Origin of the sequence: Thermotoga neapolitana DSM 4359 (assembly GCF_000018945.1) — a bacterium.
Taxonomy (GTDB): domain Bacteria; phylum Thermotogota; class Thermotogae; order Thermotogales; family Thermotogaceae; genus Thermotoga; species Thermotoga neapolitana.
This window is the reverse complement of the sequence record NC_011978.1, coordinates 1,672,339-1,697,936: the sequence shown is the minus strand read 5'-3', so window position 1 is coordinate 1,697,936 and position 25,598 is coordinate 1,672,339. Positions and strand designations below refer to the sequence as shown.

Below are 25,598 nucleotides of genomic sequence, written 5' to 3'. Positions count from 1 at the left end.
AGTTATTCCGCATGAGAACAAGAGGATAGACTGGCTCATCGTGGTCGTTGTTGGCGCGTTGATGGTATTTGGATTGTTCACTTTGAGGAGTGCCACCTACGGAGAGAACGAAACGCTGTTTTCGAAACAGGTGATCTGGGATGTTCTTGGTTTTTCACTGATGATCTCGATTCTTTTCGTAAAGGACAGCACCATAAGAAGATTTTCCGTGGTCCTGTACGTGATCTCTGTTGTTTTGCTGATAGCACTCCTTTTAAAGGGAACGCCGATCGGTGGTTCCAGAAGATGGTTCAAAATAGCGGGAATCAGTTTTCAACCTTCAGACCTGGCAAAACTTTCCCTCATCGTTTTGCTTCCGTATCTTCTGGAAAGAAGGTGGTTCTGGAAGAGCCTTTTTCTCACTCTCGTTCCCGGAATACTCGTTTTTCTGGAACCGGACCTCGGGACCGCTTTCTCCATGGGATTGATCTGGCTCTTTGCCGTTCTGTCTTCCAAGGTCGATAAGAAGCCCCTTCTTGTTCTCCTGGTGGTTGCTCTGATCCTGCTTCCCGTGTTCTTCTTTTTTGGTCTGAAGGATTACCAGAGGGCAAGAATTCTTTCCTTCCTCAACCCCGAGGAGTACGGAAAGAGCTATTCCTACAACGTGCTTCAGTCCATACATGCGATCGGTGCCGGGGGATTTTTCGGTACAGGTTACATGAAAGGAAAAGCGAATCTGATGGGGTACGTTCCCGTCTCGTACACGGATTTCATCGTGTCCGTCATTGGAGAGGAATTTGGTTTTCTTGGTATCGTGTCTCTTCTTTCGCTCTTTGGTCTTTTCTTTTTCGAAGTTTCAAGGTGGATCCTGAACGTGAAGGACGAATACTGGGAGATCCTCATGGTTTCTTCGTGTGGTCTTCTCTGGTTTCATGTCTTCGAGAACGTTTCGATGAACCTGGGTCTTCTTCCCGTCACGGGTGTTCCTCTTCCCTTCATCAGCTACGGTGGAACGTCCACCCTCGTGTTTTCTCTTATCGCCGGCCTCATCTTGAAAGGAATAGCGATTGCAAGGGTTGAAAGGAAGATGTAGAGAACCTCTTTTTTCTTCCGCAAGTCTTAAAACCGAAGGGGGTGAACACCATGAAGCGTTTTTTTCTTCTTTCGGTGGTGGCTTTTTTGCTTCTGACATCCTGCCTGCCAATTCTTGAAGAAAAACACGAGTTCATAGTGGAGGTAGTGGGAAATGCGTATTTGAACGATGTCAAGAATTGGTACCAGCCATCTTACAGTGACTACTTGATTCAGGAACATCCCGTGCTGTTGCTCTATGTATGAAAGTGGCACAGATCCTAACTCTCCTTACTCCCAAAGACAGATTTTTTACGAGAAAAATGGTGATTTCGTCGCCGCGGCTGGAGTGATTGTGGGTACAGCTGGAGAGATTGTAGATACAGAAAGGCTGACCAGTATCTGGCAGAATTACACACCGATTTACGATGTGGACGTGTGGTACCAGTACGATGAAGACGAATGGCAGGCTCGCGTAAGACCTCTTTCACGTCTTGAACTTGTTGGAAACAGGGTGTTTCTGGTGAAATTCGTAAAAGACGGTGAATACTTTCGTGTTCTATCTATAACGGAGCCGAGTTATGATCAAGCCAACGATGTGTATCATCTCGGACAGGTTGATAGAGACAGCACACACGGCTTTGCAGTCTTCGTTCAGGAAGTTCTATCGAGCAAAACGGTAACTCCTGAATCAGAGAGGAAAATCCTCGGTGCGGAAGTTGTGTGGCCAGAATAACCAGGGAGGTGTGAGCGATGAGAAGGTATCTGTTTATTTTGCTTGTTCTTGTTTCGATTCTTTCCTTCTCGTTCAACGTGAAAAGCATCATCATCTTTCCCGAAAAGCCGTACTTCACGGTGGACGTGTGGCTCGACAAACCGGAGGGATCTGTCTACAACGTGGGAGAGAGGATTGAGATCTTCGTGAAGTCTTCAAGGGATGCCTACATACTGGTCTACGATATAAACGCCCAGGGGAAGGTAACGCTCATTTTTCCGAACAAGTACGAGAGCGATAACTTCGTTCGTGCAAACGAGATCAAGAAGATCCCATCCAGATCAACTTACTCTCTCAGGGTCTCTCCACCATACGGCAAAGAGTACATTCAGGTGATCGCCAGTACCACTCCAATTCCCATCTTCAAAGAGTTGAAAGAACTCGGCACAACGCAGATGTTTCCCACCCTGTCTGACAACGTCGAAGAGTACGTTCAAAAGAGGCTGAAACCCTATCTCACAGGAGAGTGGGTCTCGGACATCACGTATTTCTACGTGGGAAGGGCACCTGCCTTTGGTACTCTGATCGTGGACTCAGATCCTCCCGGGATGACAGTTTACGTGGACGGATCTTACAGGGGAAAAACACCCATCACGATGACAGTGGACGAAGGAACACATTACGTGACGGTGTACTTTGAGAACTACACTTTCTATAAGGAAGTGTACGTGGGGGAAAATCAGACCGTACGTGTGATAGCCAGACTTCCTTTTGCAAAGCTTTCGCTCAGCTCTTCACCGAGTGGGGCAGATGTGTACATAAACGGAGACTACAGAGGGAAAACTCCTCTGACATTGAATCTTTCGCCTGGAAACTACAGTGTGACTTTCAGAAAAGAAGGTTACCGTGAAGAGACCCGGTACATCACCCTCGGTGAGGGAGAGTCCCGATCCATTCACATCGATCTGAAACCGCTTCGGGCAACTTTGAGGTTGAGAACGGATCCTGTCGGTGTGGACGTCTACATGGATGGAAGGTACGCTGGAACAACCTCTGAGAGTGGGTTGACCATCGTTCTTGATCCTGGAACCTACAGTATAAGGCTCGAAAAGGAAGGATACGAAACGGACAGTTTCACGGTGAATCTGAAAGCCGGTGAAGAAAAGGAAGTGTTCAGACGTCTTGAGGAAAAGGTGGTCTTCTCTGAGGTCAGGATAGAGACCCAGCCATCCGGGGCCACGGTGTATCTCAACGGATACTACCACGGCGAAACACCCATTACCATCTACGTTCAAACTGGAACGTACGAGATCACGATCGTCAAACCTGGATACAGAACGATCGTCAAAACGGTGACCTTCGACGAAAAGGAAGAATATTTCAAGTTCATCCTGAGCAGAATCGAGTGAACGATGATAAAATGATCTTGAGGAGGGTAGAGGAATGGAAGCAACGATCATGGTAATTGACGAATCAAAGATCACATTTCTGGCTGTGAAAAACGCCCTCGAAAAGGAAGGATACAGGGTTCTGTGGGCAAGAGACAGACAGGAAGCCATCTCAACCCTTCGTAGAGAACATGTGGATCTTGTCTTTGTGGACATCTTCGAGGGTGAAGAGAGTCTCAACCTGATAAGAGAGATACGTGAGAGTTTTCCCGATACAAAAGTGGCCGTTCTGAGTGCCTATGTCGACAAAGACCTTGTTATCAATTCGGTGAAAGCGGGAGCGATCGACTACATCCTGAAACCCTTCAAGCAGGATTACCTTCTTGGCAGGGTGAAGAAGATACTGTCTTCTCCTGAAACATCAAGGGTGTCTGTTTCTGTCAGAAAGAACATCGAAGATATGGAGATAACTTTGAAGTTCGAAGAGATCGTGAGAAAAGAGATAAAGCGCTGCAGCAGAGCCGGAGGACATTTCTGTGTCATGTACGTTAGATTCAACGGTGTGATGAGGAATTACGAGGCAATCAAAAAGTTCTTCAGAGAGACGGATTACATTCTGCCGATTTCTGCCAGCGAATACGTCTTCGTTCTAACACTTACGGGAAAGCATGGGATCACTGCTGTTACAGGAAGGATGAAGGAAAAACTTTCACAGAGTTTCGAATACGTCTACGTGTGTTATCCAGATGATGGAAAGACCTACGAAGAGTTCATCCTCTCGCTGAAGAACAGACTGGCAGAGCTAGGGGGGAAGTGAGTTGAAGCTGGTGGAATCCGTTCCAAACTTCAGCGAAGGAAGAAGGAAAGAAGTGGTTGAAAAGATCGTAGCCGAGGCCAAAAAATACGACAGGGTCTGGGTTCTCGACTGGTCCATGGACGCAGATCACAACAGATCGGTTGTGACCCTTGTGGGAGAACCTGAAAACCTCATAAATGCCCTCTTTGACATGACCAAGAAAGCGGTGGAATTGATCGATCTTAGAAACCACACAGGGCAGCATCCGAGAATGGGAGCAGCAGACGTCATTCCTCTTGTTCCTCTCTACAACGTGACGATGGACGAGTGTGTCCAGTATTCGAAAATCCTGGGAAAAAGGATTGGCGAAGAACTAGGTGTGCCGGTTTATCTCTACGAGAAATCCGCCACACACCCTGAAAGGGAAAATCTCGCAAACATCAGGCGAGGTGAGTTCGAAGGGTTCTTCGAAAAGATAAAGGATCCCATGTGGAAGCCTGACTTTGGGCCCGATCGTGTTCATCCTTCCGCCGGAGTGACGGCAGTCGGTGCCAGAGAATTTCTCATAGCCTTCAACGTGAACCTTGGAACAGGGGATGTGAGGATAGCAGAGAAGATAGCAAAAGCAATCAGGTTTTCGAGTGGTGGTCTCAGGTACGTCAAGGCAATAGGCATCGAGTTGAAGGAAAAGGGAATCGTACAGGTATCGATCAACATCACCAATCACAAAAAAACACCCCTGTATCGCGTCTTTGAGATGATAAAGATGGAGGCCGAACGCTACGGTGTTCCCGTTTTGAGCTCTGAAATAGTGGGGCTCTTTCCACTGGATTCCCTGATACAGACGGTTTCGTATTATCTGAGAACGAACCTCAACAGTAAAAAGGTCATAGAATCGAATTTGCTCGACATACTGGTCAAGGAAGCCGGGAAATGAGGATAAGAATCGTTGTGGGTGGAAAGCTGGATAATTTCATAAAGATGGGGGTGGACCATTACAAAAAATTTCTCAGGAGGTTTTGCAAAACCGAGATCATCGAGTTGAAACGCACCCATGGAGGAAGCGTCGAAGAAATTGTAAAAAGAGAGACAGAGGAACTGAAAAAGAGGGTCTTACCCGGCAGTTTGATGGTGGTTATGGACAGAAGGGGTGAGAACCTCTCTTCAGAGGAATTTGCCGGGTTCCTCAAAGAGGTGGAGATGAAGGGAAAAGATATCACGTTCCTGATCGGTGGGCCTTATGGACTGAGTGAGGAGATACTCTCCGAGGCCCACCGTGTTTTTTCTCTGTCCAGGATGACCTTCACCCACGGGATGAGCGTTCTCATAGTTTTGGAGCAGGTGTTCAGGGCGTTTAAAATAATACGTGGAGAAAATTACCATTACTGATGGAGGTGGAACGGAAGTGGAAGATCCTGTCAGTAGCATGTTGACACTCGGTCTTGAAGGTTTGCTGCTTGTTGTCTTGATCTATCTTTCTAACTTCTTTTCCTCTTCAGAAACCGCCCTGACCCTGATGAGCAAGGTGAAGATCAAGGAATTTCTGGAAAAGAAAGAGGAAGAATCAGAAAGGGAAAGTTACATCCATCTCTTCAACAAGTACCTCACGACGATCCTGATAAGCAACAACCTCGTCAATTTATTTGCCTCATCCATCTCCACTCTGATCTTCCTGAATCTTCTCAGAGGAGTGAGCGAAGAACTTGTGGCAGTGGTTTCCACCCTCTTCATTACCGCCGTTCTTCTCATATTCGGAGAAATCACCCCAAAAGTTATGGCAAGGGCCGAGCCAGACCGTATCTTCCAGAGATCGATAGGTGTGGTCAGGTTTCTCACCAGGGTTTTCGATCCTGTCGGAAGACTTCTGGTGAAGATCTCCGACGGTATCATCGCTTTGAGGCATGGAAAGAAAATATCCGAAGATCTGTTCATCACCGAGGAAGACATCGTCTCCATCGTTCAGGTTGGAGGCGAAATGGGAGTCATAGAGCAGGAAGAGGAAAGAATAGTGAAACGTGCCTTCGAAATGAAACAGATAGCCGTCAAGGAGATAATGACGCCCCGCGTTGACATCGTAGCGATAGAGGAGAACCAGACGGTGAGGGATCTCATTGAACTGATAGAAGATGAAGGCTATTCCAGGATTCCTGTCTACAGGGAGACCATAGACAACATCGTGGGGGTCTGTTACGCCAAAGACGTCCTTTCAATTCTGGCGGAGAAGGATTGTGAAGAGGTAAAGAACATGAAGGTGAAGGACATAATGAGAGACGCCCTCTACGTGCCGGAGACCATGAACATAGATGAACTCCTGAAAATCCTCAAGTCGAAAAAGATCCATATAGCTATAGTTGTGGACGAGTACGGTGGAACGGCCGGGATTGTGACCCTCGAAGACATAATAGAGGAACTCTTCGGTGATATCATGGACGAATACGACTACGACGAAGTGTCCGGTATAAAGAAAATCGGGGAGAAGACTTACATTGTCGATGGTAGTACTCCCATAAACGATCTGGAGATAGAGTTGAGAATCCAGTTTCCGCAGACAGAGTACGAAACGATAGCAGGATACCTTCTGGAACACTTCAAGAGGATACCGAACGTTGGTGAGGAGGCTGTCATCGGTAACCTGTACTTCAAAGTGCTGGCAGTCGGTAAAAACAGGATAGAGAAGATCATGATAAAAGTCCTGGAGGGGGGAAGAGATGAAACCGGAGAAACTGGTGGAAATGGCTCTGGAGGTTCGGGAAAAGGCTTACGCTAGATACTCTGGATTCAGAGTAGGGGCTGCTCTTCTCACAAAGAGCGGAAAGGTGTTCACGGGAGTGAACGTGGAGAACGCTTCCTACGGCCTCACCGTGTGTGCAGAAAGGGTGGCCGTGTTCAAAGCGGTTTCTGAAGGAGAAAGAGAATTTGTTGCGATCGCAATAGCTTCGGATTCCCCTGAAAAAACTGTTCCCTGTGGTGCCTGCAGGCAGGTGCTCTACGAATTCTCTGAGGACATGGATGTGATCATGGCAAACAGAGACGGAGATTACGAGGTGGCGAGGTTGAAAGATCTTCTACCAAGAGGTTTCAGACTGGGAGGTGATGAACATTAAGTCGGGTTTTGTTGCGCTGGCTGGGAAGCCGAACGTTGGAAAGTCCACTTTCATAAACACTGTTCTGGGTAGAAAGGTTGTGATCGTCTCCGATAAACCCCAGACCACCAGAAACAGGATAAACTGTATCTACACCGACAAAGACGCACAGATCGTATTCGTGGACACCCCGGGCATACACAAACCACTTCATCGTCTGGGAGAATACATGGTGAGGGCTGCCGTTCAGGCTCTGAAGGGAGTTGATATTGTCCTCTTCATGCTGGATGCCGCCGATGGTTTCACCAAAACAGATGAACAGGTCGCAAAGATCGTGAACGAATCCAGAACAAAAACCATCATCGCCGTGAACAAGATAGATGTAGCAGGAGAAGAAAAAGCAAAGTCGGTAGGAGAACTCGCGAAAAGTATGGTTGAAAACGCTGTTTCTGTTCATTACATATCTGCCCTGAAAGGAATCGGTGTTTTCGAGTTGCTTGACAGGATAAAGGAAGAACTTCCAGAAGGTCCGCAGTACTATCCTGAGGACATGATCACGGATCGCCCACTCTCTTTCATGGCGGCTGAAATCATAAGGGAGAAGATCTTCCACCTGACTCGTCAAGAGGTACCGCATTCCACCGCCGTTGTCATCGAGGAGATAAAAGACCGACCGAACGGCGTCCTTTACATACGGGCCAACATATACGTAGAACGTGATTCACAGAAGGGGATATTGATAGGGAAAAACGGAAGCATGATAAAGAAAATAGGAACCCTTGCACGTGAAGAGATAGAATTCCTTGTTGGAAGGAAAGTGTTTCTCGATCTCAATGTCAAGGTGAAAGAAAAGTGGAGGGAAAAAGACTTCATAATCCTTCAGGAGATCGGCCTGAAACACGATATAGAATGAGGTGATGTTCGGTGAAGTGTCCAGGATGCGGTGCCAACATACAGTTCGAAGATCCAAAGAAACCGGGATACATTCCAAGAGAAGCCTTTGAAAAAAGGCTGGAGGAAGGGAAAGAAATTCTGTGCCAGAGATGTTTTCGAATAAAGCACTATGGAAAACTGGAACCTATAGAGTACGATTGGGATTTCAGGAATCAGTTGAAATCTTATCTTGGTGGTTTCGAGGTGGTTCTGTGGGTGATCGACATCTTCGATTTTGAGGGCACGTACAGAGAAGACATAGCAAACCTGCTGGAAGGAAAGGACGTTGTGTATGTGATCAACAAGCTCGACCTTCTTCCCAGGGCAGTTACCGTCAAGGAAGTGAAAGAATGGGTGAAAAAGAGAATAAAGGCGAAAGACCCCGAAAGAATAAGAATAGTGAGTGCCGAGAAGAATTACGGTCTGAAGTCCCTGGTAAAACTGCTTGCACGATTGACCGATAAAGCACTGGTGATAGGGGTGACAAACGTTGGAAAATCCTCCCTTTTAAACAGGATATGCACTCACGAAAATACCATCAGTTCGTTTCCAGGAACGACCCTTGGAATACTGAGGAGGAAGGTAAAAGGTGAAAATCTCTACCTTTACGACACTCCCGGTATTATGACGAAAGACAGAATCCTTGATCTTCTGGATCCGGAATGTCAGAAGACGATCCTTCCGAAAGAAGAGCTCTCCAGAAAAACCTTCAAACCAGAGAGGAACAGAACGATCTTCATGGGAGGATTGTGTCGTTTCGACGTAGATTACGAAACGGAGAGAAGCCCCATATTCTTGCTCTTTTCCTCCAGAGAGGTTACCTTTCATGAGACAAGGAGAGAAAGAGCAGACGAGTTGATGAAAAACAGACTGGGAGATCTTCTAAAACCTCCCTGCTCGAAAGCGAGGTACGAAGATTTCACGTGGAAAAAGGAAAAGTTCGTTCTGAACGAAGGAGAAGAACTGGCGGTGGCAGGACTGGGATGGATGAGCGTCAGAAGAGGACCATTGACGGTCGAAGTTACCGTCCCGGAAAATGTGAAACTCGTTGTGAGAGAAGCCCTGGTGAACCCCAACCGTTAGGCAACGGGAATGCCTCTTTTCTTTGCCAGATCCTCCAGTACTTTTCTTTCTTCTCTCGAAAGGTTCTTTGGAATTTCAACGTGTACGTTGACGAGGAGATCGCCCCTTCTACCGTACTCACCCGGCAGTCCTTTCCCTTTCAGACGGAAGACCGTCTCGGGCTGTGTGCCAGGTGGTATCTTCAGCATGGTTGTGCCACCTTCTGGAAGAGGGATCTCGACGGTTGTTCCCAGTATCGCCTGGAGGTAATCTATCGTGATATCGTATATCAGATCTTTTCCAGATCTCTTGAACCTGCTATCCGATCTCACTCGAACGGTGATTATCAGATCACCGTAGGGTCCACCGTAATAACCCGCGTTACCGCCGCCGGGTATTCTCAAATGCCCTCCGTCTTCGATGTTTGGAGGTATTTTTATCGTTCTTCGCACTCTTCTGAGAACTCTTCCACTTCCTCCGCACTCGTGACACAACTCTTGAGGAACTCTTCCTGTTCCGCCGCATTCGTCACAGGTTCTTTCACTGACGAAGTATCCAAAGAACGACCTTTTTTCCTCTCTGATCCTTCCCGTTCCACCACAGCGTGGACAACTGATGTATCCCGAATCTGGTTCCACACCGGTTCCTCCGCATCTTGGACACGTTTCGTACCTTTCGTATTCGATGGGAATCTCCGTACCGTTGATCAGGTCAGAAAGGTTCACTTCTATGGTGTAGCGTATGTCCTCTCCCCTTCGAGCGTATTCCCTTCTCTCCCTTCGTCCAGACTCTTCACCGAAGAACACGTCGAATATATCCCTGTTGAAGATGTTTTCGAACTCTCTGAAAACGTCTTCGAAAAAACTGCCACCGGTTTCTGCTTCTTGATAGACGGGTTGTTCCCCAACGTATCCAAAACGATCGTACATGGCCCTCTTCTGAGGATCGCTGAGGACCTCATAGGCTTCCTGAATCTCTTTGAAGCGCTGCTCGGCTTCTTTTCTGTTTTCTGGATGTCTATCTGGATGCCATTCCTTTACCAGCCTTTTGTACGCTTTTCTTATCTCTTCCTGCGTGGCATTTCTCGGAACACCGAGGATTTCGTAGTAATCCTTTTTTTCTCTTTTCATGGAGAATCACTCCTTTTTATCGGGAGATTCCTCATCTTTCTTTCTTGGTCTCACGGCCACCTTCACCTTCGCTGGCTTCAGTACTTTCCCGTGGAATTTGTAGCCACTTTCCAGCACTTCGAGTACAGTGTATTCCTCCACGTCGTCCGTTTCGACTCTCTCAACTGCCTCATATTCGAACGGATCAAAAGTCTCTCCCACCTGGATCTTAGAGAGACCTTCCTTTTCCAGTGTGTTTAGAAGCTTTTTGTATATCAACTTCACACCCTCGTAAAAGGATTCCTCATGATCCTTCTGGTTCAAGGCCCTTTCGAAATCGTCGAGTATGGGAATCAGTCTTGAGATGAGGTATTCGTTTGCGTTCTTTATGAGTTCTCTTTTTTCCCTGGCGACCTCCTCACGGTAATTTTCGTATTCGGCCTTGAGTCTTTTGGCGTATTCTTCGAGTTCCCTGTATTTTTCCTTCAATTCCTCACATTCCTGAGAGAGATCCTTCTTTTCTTTTTCAGACATTCTATCACCTCCTGGCGGCCGATGTGAAGTACTCTGAAAGTCTGTTGAGTACGTAGTTGAAAACCCTGTGGTTTCTGTCGTACCTGGTGATTTTTGAGGTGAAAAGATGAACACTTCCAATCGGCGATGATCCTTTGTAGTATCTACCGGAAAAAACGGCGAATCTTTCCAGTTTTTTACTCCCGATCTCTTTTCCGATCTTCACCGTGACGTCTTTGTCGTTTCCTATGAGACTCTCCAGGAAACGATGGTCCTTTATCTCTTCCAGAAGGTGCTTTATATCTTCCAGAGAGAGCGTGTCATCTTTCAGGAGATTTTCAAAACCAACGTCTATGTACCTTTCCAGTTTTTCGTTCATCACGGATTCTATGAGTTTGAGAATACCGCTTCCTCTGAGAGTTTCTACCTTTCCTGTTAGCACGTCTTCAACTGTTCTTCCCCTCAAAAGGAAGTTCAGCTGTCTTTCTATTTCCTCCCAATTCAAATCCTCATGGATTCTGATGGGAGTGATCTTCGAAATGCCGAATTCTGTCAGTATCGAGAAAATCAGGTAATCCTCGGATACCGGTATGAGCATCACCCTGAGTATTTTCAAATCTCTGGGATTTGGTCTTTCTATGAGGACGTACCCTTCAGCCAGCCGGGCAAGAAGATTTCCAGCCAGAAGCAGGACCTTTTCTGGATCTGCGAGCGGAATGGACCTGAAGGTGTCCACCTCCAGGTTCAGTTCTTCGGTTTCTTTGGAGAGCTTTACCATTTCTTCGTAGTAGAATCTGAGTCCCTTGTCCGTTGGGACCCGGCCAGCCGAGGTATGGGGCTGGTATATGTAACCAAGATATTCCAGTTTCTTCATATCGTTTCTTATGGTGGCACTGCTAAAATTTATGTTGCTCACTTCGAGAACCCTCTGTGAGCTGACGGGTTTTTTGTTTTCTATGTACTCTTTCACAATGCAGTAAAGTACCTTTCTCTGGCGGTCGTTCAGGTTTCTCTGGTGTTCACCCTTATTTGAGAGCCTTCTCATTTTAGCACTCCTTTCTTTTGAGTGCTAATAATAGTTTAGCATACATCTTGAAAGAATTCAAGGTCAGAAGAGGGAAACGAAGGACTTGATTTACGAATGGAAAATTGCTACCATATTATACAGGGGCCGAGGTGGCGGAATGGCAGACGCGGCTGACTCAAAATCAGCTGGGGGATGACCCCGTGCGGGTTCAAGTCCCGCCCTCGGCACCAGGAGGGGCTCTGGGAGCCCCATTTGTTTTTAATGAAGGAGGCTGATCGATGACCAGGGTCGTAAAAGTGGATCCTCTTTTTCCCGATGAAAGATCCCTGAGAGAAGCTGCCGATCTTCTGAAAAAAGGAGAGGTTGTTGTCTTTCCGACAGAGACGGTCTACGGAATAGGTGCGGATGCTTACAACGAGGAAGCGTGCAGAAAGATATTCGAAATCAAAGGAAGACCCGCAGACAACCCCCTGATAGTCCACATATGTTCGTTTTCTCAACTCGAAGAGGTGGCAGATGGATATGAGTCTTTCAGGGACTTTCTGGAGAGATTCTGGCCTGGTCCTTTAACGGTCATACTCCCAAAGAAATCCCAGCGAATTTCCGATGTGGTCACTGCGGGACTTCCCACGGTGGCTGTGAGAATGCCGGCTCACCCGGTGGCCCTGAAACTGATAGAAATGCTGGGGGATCCCATAGCTGCCCCGAGTGCGAACCTGTCTGGAAGACCCAGCGCGACGAGCGTGGAACACGTTGTGGAGGACTTCATGGGACGGGTGAGCCTGATACTGGACGCAGGGAACACACCGTTTGGTCTGGAATCCACCATAATAGACCTGTCAAGGGAAAAGCCTGTCCTTTTGAGGCCAGGCCCTGTAGAGGTTGAAAAATTGAAAGAGTTCTTTCCCGATCTTGTTGTACCTGATTTCGTCAAAAAGAGTGAGTTCAGAGGAAAACCGCTGGCACCGGGCATGAAATACCGTCACTACGCTCCCTCAAAGCCGTTGATACTCGTGGAAAACCTCGAGAAGATGAAGGACGTTTTGAGAGAGTTTCCCGATCACGTTGTGATATGTGTCGAAGAAAGGAAGGAGTTGTACAGAGACAGAATCGTCATAGGTTCTTTGAAAAATCCCTACAGCATAGCACAAAATCTGTTTGCAGCACTCAGAGAAGCGGAAAAGAGAGAAAAAGAGTATATAATTGTTGAGGGGCTGGAGGAAAGGGGCATACTCTTTGCGGTGATGAACCGATTGAGGAAGGCTGCCTCCAGGATCGTGAGGTGAACGATCTAGATGGATAAAACCCAGGAACGAACCGATAAGTTGCTCTTGCTTCTTTCTATTTTGATAATGGAGTTTTCCAACGTAAAGGAAGAGAGGGATGTCCTTCTCAGTTTGTTGAACCTTGTGAAGAAGGTCGTCGATGTGAACGATCTGGTTCTGGTCGACGAAAACAAGCGGGTTGTGCTGGGAAGAGAACTCGATGTTTCAAGATTCGAGGAGTTCATAGAATGGGCTACGAAACAGGCATCCCCGGCTTTTGTGGAAGAAGCAGGAGGATACGTCGGAATCATACCCCTGGTCAAACTCGGAAGGTCCTTCGGGAGTCTGATTGTTTTCATGGATCACCAGCCTTCGATGGAAGAGACGGAGATCTTCAGAATTTTTTCGTTTCTTTCTTCCATCGTACTGGAAAACGTCAGGCTCTACAGAGAACTTGAAGAAACTTATGATTACGTGAACACCATACTCAACAACCTTCCGGAAGGTATCTTCGTTTATTCAAACGGAGAAATACGTTTTCAGAACGAGAGATTCGCAAGGGAAAATTTCCCGGAAGAAGTTATGAAGAAGGCGATGGAAATTTCAGAAGAGGCGATCTCGCTTGGGGTTCAGAGAACTGGAGAGATCGAATCTGAGGATAAGTTCTTTTCCATCACTTCCATTCCTTTGCTCTACAACGGTGAAACACAGGCTCTGACGATCGTGGAAAACATCACGGCATCGAAGGAACTGGAAAGGCTAAAACGCATAGACAGGATGAAGACAGAGTTCGTTGCGAACATATCCCATGAGCTCAGAACTCCTTTAACTGCCATAAAAGCCTACACGGAGACCATGTATAACAGTCTGGAGGAACTCGACACGGATACCCTGAAGGAATTCTTGGAAGTTGTACTCGATCAGAGCAATCACCTTGAAAATCTCCTCAACGAACTGCTAGATTTCTCCAGACTCGAAAGAAAAGCACTGCAGATAAAAAAGGAAAAAACCAACATTTGTGAGTTGTTGGAAAGTGCCGTCGGTGCCATCAAGGAGTTCGCAGCTTCTCAGGGTGTAAAAGTCTTTCTGGAAAAGAAGGTTCCCTGTTTCGAGGCGGAAGTCGATCCAACGAGGATGAAACAGGTTCTTTTGAACCTTCTGAGCAACGGCGTGAAGTACTCGAAGAAGGATGAACCAGAAAAATACGTGAAGGTGGTTCTGGACAAAGATGAAAATGGAATCCTCATCGTTGTGGAAGACAACGGTATAGGGATACCGGAACACGCCAGAGAAAAGATCTTCGAACAGTTCTACAGAGTTGACTCTTCCTTGACTTACGAAGTTTCTGGAACGGGTCTGGGACTTGCCATCACAAAAGAGATCGTGGAACTCCACGGCGGAAGAATATGGGTTGAGAGTGAGGAGGGGAAGGGATCCAGGTTTTTCGTGTGGATCCCGTATGATCATGGCACTGAAGATAATCGATAAGATACTCGAGGGTATCGACAAACTTCCATCTCCAAACATTGTTGTTCAAAGGATAGTGGCAGTGTGTTCAAAACCAGATGCTTCTTCCTCGGAAGTTGCCAGCACCCTCATGATGGATGCGAGTCTCAGTGCCAGGGTCTTGAAGCTTGCAAATTCTGCTTATTACGGGATTCCCCGGAAAATAACAACCCTGAGTGAAGCAGTCATGATACTGGGATTCAAGACCGTCAGGAACCTCGCTTTGAGCGTTTTCACCTACGATATGATCTTCAAGAACGGATCTTCCAGCATCGACAGAGAAAAACTCTGGGCGCATTTCATAGCAACGGCTGTTGCCTCGGAGACCATTGCAGAAACAGTTGGTTATCCGCTGAAGGAAGAGATCTTCATAGCGGGCCTGCTTCACGACATAGGAAAAGTGGTTTACGACTTTCTTCTCTCCGACGTTCTGGAAATGGAGGTAAAAATCGCTCAGAAGTTGAAGAAGAACCTGATCGAAGTCGAAGAGGAACTGGAGGTGCCCCCTCACACCGAAGTTGGAGCAAAACTTCTGAAAAACTGGAATTTTCCGGATCTTCTCGTTTTCACCGCGGACTATCATCATCGAGTTGAAGCAAATCCGAACGAACTGTTCATCAATCAGGTGTCGATGGTCCATGTTGGAGATGTCCTGGCGAATCTCATGATGAAAGGTGCGTCCCTCTCGTGGGGTGATCCTGTTCTTTCTCCTTTTGCTCTGAACACTCTCAGGCTGAAGCCACGTGTTGTTTTAAGAGTTTTTGAGAGAACCAGAGAAAAATACGAGAAGGCAAAGGAGTTTCTGAGCCTGGATTAGGAGGTGAAAAGAATGCATCCTCTCTATAGAAAGGCGATGCTGGAATCGGAGATACAAAAACTTCTGACCGAGGCACTTCAACAGTTGAGGGACCCGCGTTTGAAGAAAGAATTTGTGACCTTCTCTCGCGTCGAACTTTCAAAAGACAAGAGATACGCTGACGTCTATGTGAGTTTTCTGGGAAGCCCTGAGGAGCGAAGGGAAGCAGTGGAGATACTGAACAGGGCAAAGGGATTCTTCAGAACCTATGTGGCAAAGAATCTGAAACTCTACGTTGCTCCAGAGATTCGCTTCTACGAAGACAAGGGAATAGAAGCGAGCGTCAGGGTACATCAGCTGCTGAATCAACTGGGATTCGATCCGTTTAAACGCGAAGAAGAGGAAGGTGAAGACAAAGAATGAAACACGGAATCCTTGTAGCGTACAAACCAAAAGGTCCAACCTCACACGATGTGGTGGATGAGGTACGGAAGAAACTGAAAACACGTAAAGTGGGACACGGTGGAACCCTGGATCCTTTTGCCTGCGGTGTGCTCATTCTAGGGGTGAACCAGGGAACGCGTCTTCTTGAGTTCTACAAGAACCTGAACAAGGTCTACTGGGTGAAGATGAAACTCGGATTGATTACAGAGACCTTCGACATAACTGGAGAAGTCGTTGAGGAAAGAGAATGCAACGTCACGGAAGAGGAGATAAAAGAGGCCATCTTTTCTTTCGTTGGAGAGTACGATCAGGTGCCGCCGGCTTACTCTGCAAAGAAATACAGGGGTGAGCGGCTCTACAAACTGGCAAGAGAGGGTAAAATCATAAGACTTCCTCCAAAGAGGGTGAAGATCTTCAAAATCTGGGATGTAGTGATAGAGGGAAAGACCGTCTCTTTCAGGGTGGAAGTCTCACCCGGAACCTATGTGAGGTCTCTCTGCATGGACATCGGATACAGGCTGGGTTGTGGAGCGACCGCTGTAGAGCTTGTGAGAGAGAGCGTGGGGCCGCACACCCTCGAAGAAAGTCTCAACGTCTTCGAAGCATCGCCGGAGGAAATAGAAAACAGAGTGATACCGATGGAGAGGTGCCTGGAGTGGCTCCCGCGCGTGGTGATATTTCAGGATTTTTCCGAAAGGATCCTCAACGGATCTCAGGTGTTTCTGGAGATGCTGAAAGAATGGGATGAGTTCAGGAAGGAAGACACGGTGAGAGTTTTCGATGAAGAAGGAAACCTTCTTGCACTTGCGGAGGCAGAAAGAAACGCTTCTTTTCTTCGTACATTGAAAAGACAGGGCAGGAACGAACGTGTTTTGAAATTGAAGAAGGTTTTCAACATGAGGTGAAAGAATGGTTGTCAGCATCGGTGTTTTCGACGGAGTACACATCGGGCATCGCAGGGTTCTTGAGAAACTCAGGGAAGTGGCCTCTTCAAAGAAGATGCCCGCTCTTGTGTTCACCATTTCTCATCCCCCTGAATATCTCTCACCCGATTTTCCAGGACTTTTGTTGTCTGTAGAAGAGAGAGTGGCGATTCTTTCAAGATTTTCGGAAGTGGTCGTACTGGATTTTTTTCAGATCAAAGACCTGTCGCCGAAAGAATTTGTCGAAAAGTATTTGCCAGGTGTCTTCGGAGTGGTCGTTGGAAGGGACTTCAGGTTCGGAAAGAACGCCGAAGGGGATACTTCTTTTTTGAGAAAAAACGGACTGGAAGTGTACGAAGTGCCCGACACAATCGTTAACGGAAAGAAAGTGAGCAGTTCTCTGATCAGAAAACTCGTCCAGGAGGGAAGGGTGGAAGAGATACCACCCTATCTTGGCAGGTACTATGAGATATCAGGGATTGTCTACAGAGACAGGCAGTTCGGAAGAAAACTTGGGTTTCCAACGGCCAACATCGACAGGGGAAGAGAAAAACTCGTGAATTTGAAAAACGGAGTATATCTTGTGAAAGTGAATTTGCCGAATCAGGAAGAGAAATTCGGTGTCATGAACGTGGGGTTCAGACCCACCGTGAGCGATTCCACGCACGTGAAGTACGAGGTCTACATACTGGATTTCGAGGGAGATCTGTACGGTGCCCACCTGAAGGTGGAGGTTCTGAAGTTCATAAGACCAGAAAAGAAGTTCAACTCAATTGAGGAGTTGAAAAATACGATCACTCAGGACGTCGAGACTGCAAAACGATTGATGGATGATATAATCAATTCGAAGTTATCCAGAAGGGGTGATGGTGAATGAAAAAGTTGACCTACACAGCCATGTGGCTGGCCGTTGGAGTTGCCCTCGCCTACCTTCTGCATCTGGTGAACCTTGGCAGGATGTTTCTGCCGCTTCATCTGGTCGCCATGCTCGCCGGAGCGGTTTCCGGTGCTTTTGTGGGAGGGATTGTTGGAGGGCTTCTTCCGGTTCTGTCTTTTCTGACCATGGGTATGCCACCCTTTCCGATGTTTCTGTTCATGATTCCTGAAGTCTTCGTGTACGGTTTCATTCTGGGGGTGATGGAGAAGAAAAATATTTCCTCAGACTCGCCGTTGCGGTTCTTCTTGGCAGACTGGTTTACTCGGTATCTTATTACGCTTTAGGAGCACTCATTGGAATAAAACTTCAGCCGCTCACCTCGATTCTTCTGAGCTTCACCACGGGGATTCCCGGTATTGTGCTTCAATTTGTTCTTGTTCCACTCGTCTATAGAAGACTTCAATTGATACTTGAGAAGGGAGGAAAGGAGAATGCCTGAGATCATCTACGCAGCAGCTCCAGGTGCTTCAAACGGCAGTGCCACAGCCCCGGCAAGCAGTGGCTGGGGAAGTCTCCTCTTCATGCTGATCTTCTTCATAGCGATCTTCTACTTTCTGATCATCCTTCCACAGAGAAGAAGAGAAAAGCAGTTTCAGCAGATGCTGAGTCAGCTGAAACGGGGAGACACAGTTGTCACGATAGGTGGTATCGTTGGAAAGGTCATCGATATCAAGAAAGACACCGTAAAGATCAAAACTGCCAACGCCACAGAACTTGAAATCACAAAAAGGGCCATATCCACCGTCATAAAGGAGAAGAATCAGGAGGGATAACCGATGAGGGGAGACAGGGTAAGGCTTGTGGTAGTGCTGATCGTACTGGTCGGTGCTCTACTGGCCCTCTTCTGGCCCAGTAAGGGAGGATGGACATCCAACATTCGCCTTGGACTGGATATAAAAGGTGGTGCGAGGATAGAGTATCTCGTTGAAGTGGAAGAGGGAACGGAGACCCCTTCCGATGTGGTCGACGACGTGTGGACGGTTCTGAGAAACAGGCTCGATGCGGCCGGCTACACTGAAGCGTCCGTGAAGAAAGTGTTCCGCGAGAACAGATCCTACATAGTCGTGGAAATACCCGGTGCAACCGATACCGTTCAGGCAGAAAAACTCATAGGTTCAACGGGTGTGCTCTATTTTGCCCAGGTGCTGGACGAATACGACGGTGAAGATCCTTACAAGGTACCAGAGCTCTCTCTTGAAGCTAAAAGAGAAAAGGCGACCTGGCTCAAAGGAAGAGACGGAAAATGGTACCTTGTGAAGAAGGAGATAATGGGAAGGAAAGACCTGGTTCTTGAAGCACCACGGATCGTCTACGCCAGGCCAGAGGTAGAAACGAGAGCGGGAAGATACGGTTACAAAGTTTCGTTTGAACTTGCCAAAGAATACGTGGACAAATTCAAAAAGATCACACAGGCCCTTTACGTTCCCGAAGGTACTTACGATCCAAAGAAAAGGCTTGCGATCGTTCTGGATGACGTTGTGCAGTTTGCAGGGCAGGTTGTTGCCATCATACCGGATGGAAAGGCCGAGATAACAGGAAACTTCTCCCTCGAAGAGGCAAAACAGCTTGCCGCCATTTTGAGAAGTGGTGCTTTACCTGCAAGACTTGTGAAGACCTCCTCTGGATGGGTGGCGCCGCTTCTTGGTCGTGACGTGATCGATGCTTCTCTGAAAGCAGGAATAATGGGACTTATCCTTGTCCTTGTGTACATGCTGGTTTATTACAGAACGATGGGGCTTGTTGCAGACCTTGCCCTCATCTACAACACGATACTTCTTCTTGGTGTGATGGCAGCCGGTAAGTTCATACTCACCCTTCCCGGTATAGCGGGTATCATCCTCACCATCGGAACGACGGTGGACGGGAATGTGATCATATACGAAAGAATAAAGGAAGAAATGAGATCAGGAAAACCCGTTAAGACATCCATAGCGGCAGGTTTCGACAGATCGCTTTCGACGATTCTGGATGCGAACATCACAACCATCCTCACCGGACTCATACTCTACTATTTCGGAACGGGAACCATCAAGGGGTTTGCCATCACGTTGATAATCGGTGTTCTCGGCAGTATCTTTGTGAACCTCGTGTTCAGCAGACTTCTCCTCGACAGCCTCGCTCCTCTCATAAAACCGCCCCGGGTTGAAGAAGCTCAGGGAGGGAGCAAACAATGAGAAGAGAGATCGATTTCATGGGAAAATCGAAGTTCTTCATAACGGTTTCACTGATACTGATAGTGGTTTCTCTCGTCTCGATATTCACAAAAGGCTTCAACTTCGGAGTGGAGTTCACAGGTGGCTCCGAAATCATCGTGCGCTTTGAAAACGTGGAGATCACAGAGTCCGATATAAGAAACGCGATCTCTCGGATCTCCGATGAATTCGCAACGGCCAGGATCGTTCAGGTGCGCTCCGCGGGAGATCCTGCAAGCGTTCTGAAGTATTCGATAGTCGTTCCCAAAACCTACGAACCAGATGAAAAGGAGAGAATTCAAAAAGAACTCGAAAGTCTTCTTCCGGGGAAGGTTGTTTCTTTCAACGAAATCAGTGGGACAGCAGCAGAGGAGATCAGGAGGGGTACATGGACAGCCATTTTGGTGGCGCTGGTGGTTCTCCTCATCTACATCACCATACGGTTCAGATTCGTGTTCGGTGTGGCAGCGATCGTTGCTCTCGTTCACGATGTTCTCATCACAATGGGCTTTTTCTCGCTCTTCGGGTACGAGATCAACGTGGCTGCCGTTGCAGCCTTTCTGACGCTGCTTGGCTATTCGTTGAACGACACCATCGTTCTTTCGGACAGGATCAGAGAGAACATGAGGAGATACCGTGGAAGGAATATGGCTAACATCGTGAACATGAGCATAAACCAGGTACTTGCCAGAACGATCAACACCTCTCTTACCACGTTCTTCGTCGTCTTCGTCTTGCTGCTGTTTGCGGGAAACGCCGTAAAACCTTTCGCCTTTGGAATGACGATAGGGACGGTGATAGGAACCTACTCTTCTCTGTACGTGGTCTCCCCCATCGTTGTGAAATGGTCAAAGTGAGAGGGGCGAAAGCCCCTCTTTTAAAATTCCACCCTGCTCATGTCTCCCAGAATGAGACTCAAAGTTGCAGGTCTTCTTGCAGAACTTCTGACCGAAACTCCCTTTCCCAGAATGGAGGAGTCTATCCTTTTTTCTATGCCCACTATAGAGCAACTGTCCATCACTATGCTGTTTTCGATCTCACAGCTTTCCAGGATCACGTTGTTTCCGATGGATGTGTAAGGTCCCACGTAAGTATCCTTTATGAGGCAGTTTTCACCTATGACCACGGGGCCTCTGATCAGTGAGTTAACAACCCTGGAATTTTTTCCGATCATCACTGCTCCCTGAATGGTGGTTTTGTCGTCCACCTCACCGAGGATCTCCTCGTTTGTTCCCATGAGGATTTTTCTGTTGGCCTCCAGCAGATCATCGGGTTTTCCCGTATCCTTCCACCAGCCGTAGATGATGTATCCTTTTACCTTCTCACCTTTTTCTATGAGATACTCTATGGCGTCGGTTATCTCAAGTTCACCCCTCCAGGAGGGTTTTATGTTCTCTATACCCTCGAAGATCCTGTTTCTGAAAAGGTACAGCCCCACGATGGCGAGGTTACTTGGAGGAACCTTTGGTTTTTCAACGACCTTTACGACCCTGTCTCCTTCCATCACGGCTACACCGAAACGGGTTGGGTCTTTAACCGGTGAGAGCAGGATGGAGGCAGCATAGTCTGACCTCTCGAAATCTTCAACGAACTTTCTGAGATCTTCGAGGATAAGGTTGTCTCCAAGGTACATCATGAAGTCTTCATCACCGAGGAAGTCCCTGGAGACCCAGACGGCGTGGGCAAGTCCTTTTGGTTCTTCCTGAACGATGTAGGTGATTTTCAGACCGAAGGGGTTGTCCCCCACAACCTTTCTGAATTCCTCCGCGTTGTAAGGACTCACGACGATTCCTACTTCTTCGATTCCAGCCCGTGCAATGTTTTCCAGACTGTAGAAAAGGATGGGCCTGTTTGCGATGGGTATGAGATGTTTTGCGGTGGTGAACGTCAGGGGCCTGAGTCTGGTACCTTTTCCCGCACAGAGCACAATCGCTTTTTTCACCATTACACCTCCTTTCTCAAAAATTATATCAATCGACCATGATAGAATAAGTAAGGAAAAACTATTGGGAGGTGAACGAACTTGAAAGTGATACTCCTGAAAGATGTTCCAAAGATCGGGAAAAAGGGTGAGATCAAGGAGGTTTCCGATGGGTACGCGAGGAACTACCTCATTCCCCGTGGCCTTGCCAGAGAGTACACCAAAGGTCTTGAAAAGGCAATAGAACATGAAAAGGAGATGGAAAGAAGAAAGAAAGAGCGTGAGAAGGAAGAAAGCGAAAGAATACTGAAAGAGCTCAAAAAGAGGACTCATGTCATCAAAGCAAAGGCAGGTGAAGCCGGGAAAATCTTCGGGGCCGTTACGGCAGCGACTCTTGCGGAAGAGATTTCAAAACTCACCGGTCTGAGCCTCGACAAAAAATGGTTCAAACTGGACAAACCCATAAAAGAAATCGGAAAGTACTCGGTGGAAGTAATTCTGCCTGGTGGTGTCAGGGACACAATAGAGATCAGGGTGGAGAGAGAGGAATGAACATAATAGGGTTTTCAAAGGCTCTTTTTTCCACCTGGATCTATTACTCTCCGGAGCGGATTCTCTTCGATGCGGGAGAGGGAGTTTCCACCACTCTTGGAAGTAAGGTTTACGCCTTCAAGTACGTCTTTCTCACACACGGTCACGTGGATCACATAGCAGGATTGTGGGGTGTTGTGAACATAAGAAACAACGGGATGGGTGACAGGGAAAAACCGCTCGATGTTTTTTACCCCAAAGGAAACAGAGCAGTTGAGGAGTACACCAGTTTCATAAAAAAGGCAAACCCCGAACTTCGATTCTCCTTCAACGTTCATCCCCTGGAGGAAGGAGATAGGGTGTTTCTCCGGGATGCAGGTGGTTTCAAACGGTACGTTCAGCCTTTCAGAACAAAACATGTGGCGACCGAGGTGAGTTTCGGGTATCACATCTTCGAGGTTAGAAGGAAACTGAAGGAGGAATTTCAGGGACTGGACAGCAAAGTGATCGCCAGACTGGTGAAGGAGAAGGGGCGGGACTTTGTAACCAGGGAGTATCACAAGAAAATCCTCACCATCAGCGGTGATTCTCTGGCGCTCGATCCAGAAGAGGTAGAGGGAACAGAGCTTCTGATCCACGAGTGCACCTTTCTCGATCCCCGTGACCGGAGGTACAAGAACCACGCTTCGATCGACGAGGTCATGGAAACGGTGAAGAAAGCGGGTGTGAAAAGGGTGATCCTTTACCACATTTCAACACGCTACATAAGAAGTATCAGGAGTGTCATAAAAAAGTACAGGGAGATGTTGCCTGACGTGGAAATCACCTATATGGATCCGAGGAGAGTGTTCGAAATGTGAGGGGGGATAATATGGAGGCGTGGGTATTCTGGCTTGTTCTTGGTGTCATACTCATGGTAGCGGAGATCCTCACACCCACCTTTTTCATTTTCTGGTTCGGGGTGGGAGCACTCGCAGCTTCACTGGTATCCCTGTACCTGGGTGTTTACATTCAGATAATCGTCTTTGCCGTTGTTTCAATAGTTCTGGTTCTTTTTACCAGGAGACTGGTTCAGAGCTGGGAATCTCCCAGGAAGATCCACGTTGAAGAGATCGTTGGTAAGGTGGCGCTCGTTATCGAAACGATAAACAACAAAGAGGGAACCGGTCTTGTGAAGATCAACGGAGACGTGTGGAGGGCATTTGCAGAAGACGATGAGGAAGTCATCGAAAAGGGCGAACACGTGAAAATACTGAAGGTGGAAGGAGCCCACGTTGTTGTGAAAAAAGTTTGAGGAGGTGAGGGGTATGTTGATAGCCCTTGTTGTTATCGTTCTGTTTCTGGTGATCGTTGCCGCCAGTTCTCTGAGAATAGTGAGACCTTACGAACGTGGTCTGGTGGAAAGGCTTGGAAAGTTCAAAAGGGAAGTTGGAGCGGGTATACACTTCATCATTCCGTTCTTCGAACGCATGATAAAAGTCGATATGAGGGAGAAAGTGATCGATGTTCCACCACAGGAAGTGATAACGAGGGACAACGTGGTTGTAACCGTCGACGCTGTCATCTACTACGAGATCACGGATGCCTACAAGGTGGTGTACAACGTGAGTAACTTTGAAATGGCCACCATAAAACTCGCTCAGACCAATCTAAGAAACGTTATAGGAGAGCTGGAACTGGATCAGACACTCACTTCCAGAGAGAGGATAAACATGAAGCTCAGAACGGTCCTCGATGAGGCTACCGACAAGTGGGGTGTAAGGATCACCCGTGTTGAGATCAAAAAGATAGATCCTCCTCAGGATATCACAGACGCCATGAGTAAGCAGATGAAAGCTGAAAGAACAAAAAGGGCGGCTATACTAGAGGCTGAAGGTTACAAACAGGCTCAGATCCTGAGGGCAGAAGGTGAAAAGAACGCAGCAATACTGAGGGCAGAAGGAGAAGCCGAAGCGATAAAACGAGTTGCTGAAGCGAACATGCAAAAACTCATACTCGAGGCGCGTGGGCAGGCCGAGGCAATAAAACTCGTCTTTGGTGCCATACACGAAGGCAGACCAACAAAGGATCTTCTCACCGTCAGGTATCTGGAGACCCTCAAAGAGATGGCGAACGGCCAGGCGACAAAAATATTCCTTCCGTTCGAAGCAAGTTCCATACTTGCAAGTCTGGGGGTCATCTCGGAGATGTTCAAAGAAAAGGGCGAGGACAAGAGGGATGAGAAATGACGTGGTTTTTTGAAGGACTTCTGTTCTGTGGAGTGGGACTTGCCACTTCCATTCTCTTCTCTTACTTTTACCTCAAAGAGAGGGAAAAACTGGACTTAAGTGCTTTCAGGATTTTCAACGAGTTCACTGTTCTGGGACTCATCTTCCTGTTTTCCTGGGTCTTCAACTCCATGGTTTTTCGATTTCTGGTTGCCGTTCTTGCTGTACTCTTTTTTCTTGGAGAATCCGCTCATTTTTTGATGGGTATAGACAAGCAGTATCGCATCATGTTTCTGTCCTTCGAATACAACGACAGGGAATTCAGCCTGTACCAGATCAGAAAGAGACTGTTCAGATCTTTCGTGAAACCTGCCCTGAAATTCTTTGGTTTGTACGCCGTCTTCTCGAACGTTGATCTGAAGAGTCCTCTGATAGTTCCAGCGATATTGCTCCTTGGTGTAACAATCGGTTTACTGAACGGAATAAATAAATTCGACTAATTTGGTAGAATAATAATGGAGGTGAAAAAATGGGTATTCTGTCTGAAAAGGACGTGGCGTATCTCAAGGATCTTTTCAACAAAGAACTGGAGAAAAAGGTGAAGGTGCTGTTCTTCAAAACCGATGACAAAGCACGCTGTCAGTACTGTGAAATCACGGAACAGGTGCTCAACGAGCTGGTTTCCATCGATCCAAGGATTGAACTCGAAGTTCACGATTTTGACACCGAAAAAGAAGTTGTCGAGAAGTACCAGGTGGAACTGGTCCCTGCCACAATTCTGCTCTCCGAAGAGGAAAAAGACTACGGCATAAGGTTCTACGGTGTTCCTTCGGGCCATGAATTTGGCACGCTCATACAGGATATCATCACCGTTTCAAAGGGAAAACCACAGCTTTCTGAGGAAAGCATCCAGAAACTCCAGAATCTTGAAGAGCCGATAAGGATAAGCGTGTTCGTCACCCCGACGTGTCCTTACTGTCCAAGGGCGGTTCTGATGGCCCACAACATGGCTATGGCAAGCGACAAGATCATTGGAGAGATGATCGAGGCGAACGAATACTGGGAATTGAGTGAGAAATTCGGTGTTTCCTCTGTCCCGCACATCGTGGTGAACAGAGATCCTTCAAAGTTCTTCGTAGGAGCCTATCCTGAGAAGGAGTTCATAAATGAGGTTTTGAGGCTTGCAAAGGGGTGATGAAA

Annotated in this window: 31 protein-coding genes and 1 tRNA gene; 28 read left to right on the top strand and 4 right to left on the bottom strand. The window is 47.4% G+C overall.

The window, feature by feature from the left end; translation table 11 throughout:
* The first annotated feature begins 4 nt into the window (after nucleotides 1-4).
* The 11 genes from CTN_RS08670 (at nucleotide 5) to yqeH (ending at nucleotide 9,048) form a co-directional block, all read left to right on the top strand.
* Nucleotides 5-1,072: an FtsW/RodA/SpoVE family cell cycle protein gene (locus tag CTN_RS08670; protein WP_331279459.1), complete on the top strand. Its 1,068-nt coding sequence runs from the start codon at nucleotides 5-7 to the stop codon at nucleotides 1,070-1,072.
* A 50-nt stretch (nucleotides 1,073-1,122) separates the two neighbouring features.
* The gene (locus CTN_RS10155) at nucleotides 1,123-1,317 is read left to right on the top strand and encodes a hypothetical protein (protein WP_231556108.1); all 195 of its coding nucleotides are present in this window, start codon (nucleotides 1,123-1,125) and stop codon (nucleotides 1,315-1,317) included.
* Nucleotides 1,318-1,399: 82 nt separating this feature from the next.
* Entirely contained in the window at nucleotides 1,400-1,786 is a 387-nt protein-coding gene (locus CTN_RS10150) for a hypothetical protein (RefSeq protein ID WP_244857345.1), read from the top strand.
* Nucleotides 1,787-1,803: 17 nt separating this feature from the next.
* On the top strand, nucleotides 1,804-3,174 hold the full coding sequence (locus CTN_RS08660; protein WP_015920148.1) for a PEGA domain-containing protein: 1,371 nt from the start codon (nucleotides 1,804-1,806) through the stop codon (nucleotides 3,172-3,174).
* 34 nt (nucleotides 3,175-3,208) lie between these two features.
* A complete protein-coding gene (locus tag CTN_RS08655; protein WP_015920147.1) occupies nucleotides 3,209-3,970 on the top strand; it encodes a response regulator in 762 nt (253 codons plus the stop codon).
* Nucleotide 3,971: 1 nt separating this feature from the next.
* On the top strand, nucleotides 3,972-4,886 hold the full coding sequence (gene ftcD, locus CTN_RS08650) for a glutamate formimidoyltransferase (protein WP_015920146.1): 915 nt from the start codon (nucleotides 3,972-3,974) through the stop codon (nucleotides 4,884-4,886).
* The gene (locus CTN_RS08645) at nucleotides 4,883-5,338 is read left to right on the top strand and encodes a 23S rRNA (pseudouridine(1915)-N(3))-methyltransferase RlmH (protein ID WP_015920145.1); all 456 of its coding nucleotides are present in this window, start codon (nucleotides 4,883-4,885) and stop codon (nucleotides 5,336-5,338) included. Before ftcD ends, CTN_RS08645 begins: the two co-directional genes overlap by 4 nt.
* 16 nt (nucleotides 5,339-5,354) lie before the next feature.
* A complete protein-coding gene (locus CTN_RS08640) occupies nucleotides 5,355-6,716 on the top strand; it encodes a hemolysin family protein (RefSeq protein WP_038068043.1) in 1,362 nt (453 codons plus the stop codon).
* Entirely contained in the window at nucleotides 6,658-7,053 is a 396-nt protein-coding gene (cdd, locus tag CTN_RS08635; protein ID WP_038068041.1) for a cytidine deaminase, read from the top strand. Before CTN_RS08640 ends, cdd begins: the two co-directional genes overlap by 59 nt.
* Entirely contained in the window at nucleotides 7,049-7,945 is an 897-nt protein-coding gene (gene era / locus CTN_RS08630; RefSeq protein ID WP_174872581.1) for a GTPase Era, read from the top strand. Before cdd ends, era begins: the two co-directional genes overlap by 5 nt.
* Before the next feature lie 11 nt (nucleotides 7,946-7,956).
* A complete protein-coding gene (gene yqeH / locus CTN_RS08625) occupies nucleotides 7,957-9,048 on the top strand; it encodes a ribosome biogenesis GTPase YqeH (protein ID WP_015920141.1) in 1,092 nt (363 codons plus the stop codon).
* Here the strand turns inward: yqeH and dnaJ are convergent.
* The 3 genes from dnaJ to hrcA are packed head-to-tail and all read right to left on the bottom strand — an operon-like array spanning nucleotide 9,045 to nucleotide 11,694.
* Entirely contained in the window at nucleotides 9,045-10,157 is a 1,113-nt protein-coding gene (dnaJ, locus tag CTN_RS08620) for a molecular chaperone DnaJ (RefSeq protein WP_015920140.1), read from the bottom strand. The two genes, yqeH and dnaJ, sit on opposite strands and share 4 nt — an antisense overlap.
* Before the next feature lie 6 nt (nucleotides 10,158-10,163).
* Entirely contained in the window at nucleotides 10,164-10,670 is a 507-nt protein-coding gene (locus CTN_RS08615; protein WP_015920139.1) for a nucleotide exchange factor GrpE, read from the bottom strand.
* Nucleotides 10,671-10,674: 4 nt separating this feature from the next.
* A complete protein-coding gene (gene hrcA, locus CTN_RS08610) occupies nucleotides 10,675-11,694 on the bottom strand; it encodes a heat-inducible transcriptional repressor HrcA (protein WP_015920138.1) in 1,020 nt (339 codons plus the stop codon).
* A gap of 125 nt (nucleotides 11,695-11,819) precedes the next feature.
* Here hrcA and CTN_RS08605 point away from each other — a divergent pair.
* From CTN_RS08605 to secF, 11 genes are all read left to right on the top strand, one after another.
* A tRNA-Leu gene (locus tag CTN_RS08605) sits at nucleotides 11,820-11,906 on the top strand.
* A 48-nt stretch (nucleotides 11,907-11,954) separates the two neighbouring features.
* Nucleotides 11,955-12,962: an L-threonylcarbamoyladenylate synthase gene (locus CTN_RS08600; RefSeq protein WP_015920137.1), complete on the top strand. Its 1,008-nt coding sequence runs from the start codon at nucleotides 11,955-11,957 to the stop codon at nucleotides 12,960-12,962.
* A 9-nt stretch (nucleotides 12,963-12,971) separates the two neighbouring features.
* Nucleotides 12,972-14,429, top strand: a complete 1,458-nt coding sequence (locus CTN_RS08595) for a sensor histidine kinase (protein WP_038068027.1) — start codon at nucleotides 12,972-12,974, stop codon at nucleotides 14,427-14,429.
* Nucleotides 14,401-15,264 (top strand): HDOD domain-containing protein, encoded by an 864-nt coding sequence (locus CTN_RS08590; RefSeq protein WP_231556104.1) that lies wholly within the window; start codon nucleotides 14,401-14,403, stop codon nucleotides 15,262-15,264. The genes CTN_RS08595 and CTN_RS08590 overlap by 29 nt, the downstream gene beginning before the upstream one ends.
* A 12-nt stretch (nucleotides 15,265-15,276) precedes the next feature.
* Entirely contained in the window at nucleotides 15,277-15,666 is a 390-nt protein-coding gene (gene rbfA, locus CTN_RS08585; protein WP_041437808.1) for a 30S ribosome-binding factor RbfA, read from the top strand.
* Nucleotides 15,663-16,592: a tRNA pseudouridine(55) synthase TruB gene (gene truB / locus CTN_RS08580; RefSeq protein WP_015920133.1), complete on the top strand. Its 930-nt coding sequence runs from the start codon at nucleotides 15,663-15,665 to the stop codon at nucleotides 16,590-16,592. The genes rbfA and truB overlap by 4 nt, the downstream gene beginning before the upstream one ends.
* A 4-nt stretch (nucleotides 16,593-16,596) precedes the next feature.
* Nucleotides 16,597-17,487: a riboflavin biosynthesis protein RibF gene (gene ribF / locus CTN_RS08575; protein ID WP_015920132.1), complete on the top strand. Its 891-nt coding sequence runs from the start codon at nucleotides 16,597-16,599 to the stop codon at nucleotides 17,485-17,487.
* Complete coding sequence (locus tag CTN_RS08570) at nucleotides 17,484-17,831, top strand: ECF transporter S component (protein ID WP_015920131.1); 348 nt, start codon at nucleotides 17,484-17,486, stop codon at nucleotides 17,829-17,831. The genes ribF and CTN_RS08570 overlap by 4 nt, the downstream gene beginning before the upstream one ends.
* Before the next feature lie 147 nt (nucleotides 17,832-17,978).
* The gene (yajC, locus tag CTN_RS08565; RefSeq protein WP_041437806.1) at nucleotides 17,979-18,320 is read left to right on the top strand and encodes a preprotein translocase subunit YajC; all 342 of its coding nucleotides are present in this window, start codon (nucleotides 17,979-17,981) and stop codon (nucleotides 18,318-18,320) included.
* A gap of 3 nt (nucleotides 18,321-18,323) precedes the next feature.
* On the top strand, nucleotides 18,324-19,721 hold the full coding sequence (secD, locus tag CTN_RS08560; RefSeq protein WP_015920129.1) for a protein translocase subunit SecD: 1,398 nt from the start codon (nucleotides 18,324-18,326) through the stop codon (nucleotides 19,719-19,721).
* Nucleotides 19,718-20,596 (top strand): protein translocase subunit SecF, encoded by an 879-nt coding sequence (secF, locus tag CTN_RS08555; RefSeq protein ID WP_015920128.1) that lies wholly within the window; start codon nucleotides 19,718-19,720, stop codon nucleotides 20,594-20,596. The genes secD and secF overlap by 4 nt, the downstream gene beginning before the upstream one ends.
* 20 nt (nucleotides 20,597-20,616) lie before the next feature.
* Here the strand turns inward: secF and CTN_RS08550 are convergent, their stop codons facing one another.
* On the bottom strand, nucleotides 20,617-21,681 hold the full coding sequence (locus CTN_RS08550; protein ID WP_038068019.1) for a glucose-1-phosphate thymidylyltransferase: 1,065 nt from the start codon (nucleotides 21,679-21,681) through the stop codon (nucleotides 20,617-20,619).
* 81 nt (nucleotides 21,682-21,762) lie between these two features.
* On the opposite strand from CTN_RS08550, the gene rplI reads away from it, so the two are divergent.
* Genes rplI through pdo form a run of 6 tightly spaced genes read left to right on the top strand, consistent with a single transcriptional unit; the run spans nucleotide 21,763 to nucleotide 25,593 of the window.
* Nucleotides 21,763-22,212, top strand: a complete 450-nt coding sequence (gene rplI, locus CTN_RS08545; RefSeq protein ID WP_015920126.1) for a 50S ribosomal protein L9 — start codon at nucleotides 21,763-21,765, stop codon at nucleotides 22,210-22,212.
* Complete coding sequence (gene rnz, locus CTN_RS08540; protein WP_015920125.1) at nucleotides 22,209-23,051, top strand: ribonuclease Z; 843 nt, start codon at nucleotides 22,209-22,211, stop codon at nucleotides 23,049-23,051. Before rplI ends, rnz begins: the two co-directional genes overlap by 4 nt.
* An 11-nt stretch (nucleotides 23,052-23,062) precedes the next feature.
* Nucleotides 23,063-23,485: an NfeD family protein gene (locus CTN_RS08535; protein WP_038068016.1), complete on the top strand. Its 423-nt coding sequence runs from the start codon at nucleotides 23,063-23,065 to the stop codon at nucleotides 23,483-23,485.
* Between the two features lie 13 nt (nucleotides 23,486-23,498).
* Complete coding sequence (locus CTN_RS08530) at nucleotides 23,499-24,419, top strand: SPFH domain-containing protein (RefSeq protein WP_038068014.1); 921 nt, start codon at nucleotides 23,499-23,501, stop codon at nucleotides 24,417-24,419.
* The gene (locus CTN_RS08525) at nucleotides 24,416-24,898 is read left to right on the top strand and encodes a hypothetical protein (RefSeq protein ID WP_015920122.1); all 483 of its coding nucleotides are present in this window, start codon (nucleotides 24,416-24,418) and stop codon (nucleotides 24,896-24,898) included. Before CTN_RS08530 ends, CTN_RS08525 begins: the two co-directional genes overlap by 4 nt.
* Nucleotides 24,899-24,927: 29 nt before the next feature.
* Nucleotides 24,928-25,593 carry a protein disulfide oxidoreductase gene (pdo, locus tag CTN_RS08520; RefSeq protein ID WP_015920121.1) on the top strand — a complete coding sequence of 222 codons (666 nt, stop codon included), beginning with the start codon at nucleotides 24,928-24,930 and terminating at the stop codon, nucleotides 25,591-25,593.
* Nucleotides 25,594-25,598: the final 5 nt, after the last annotated feature.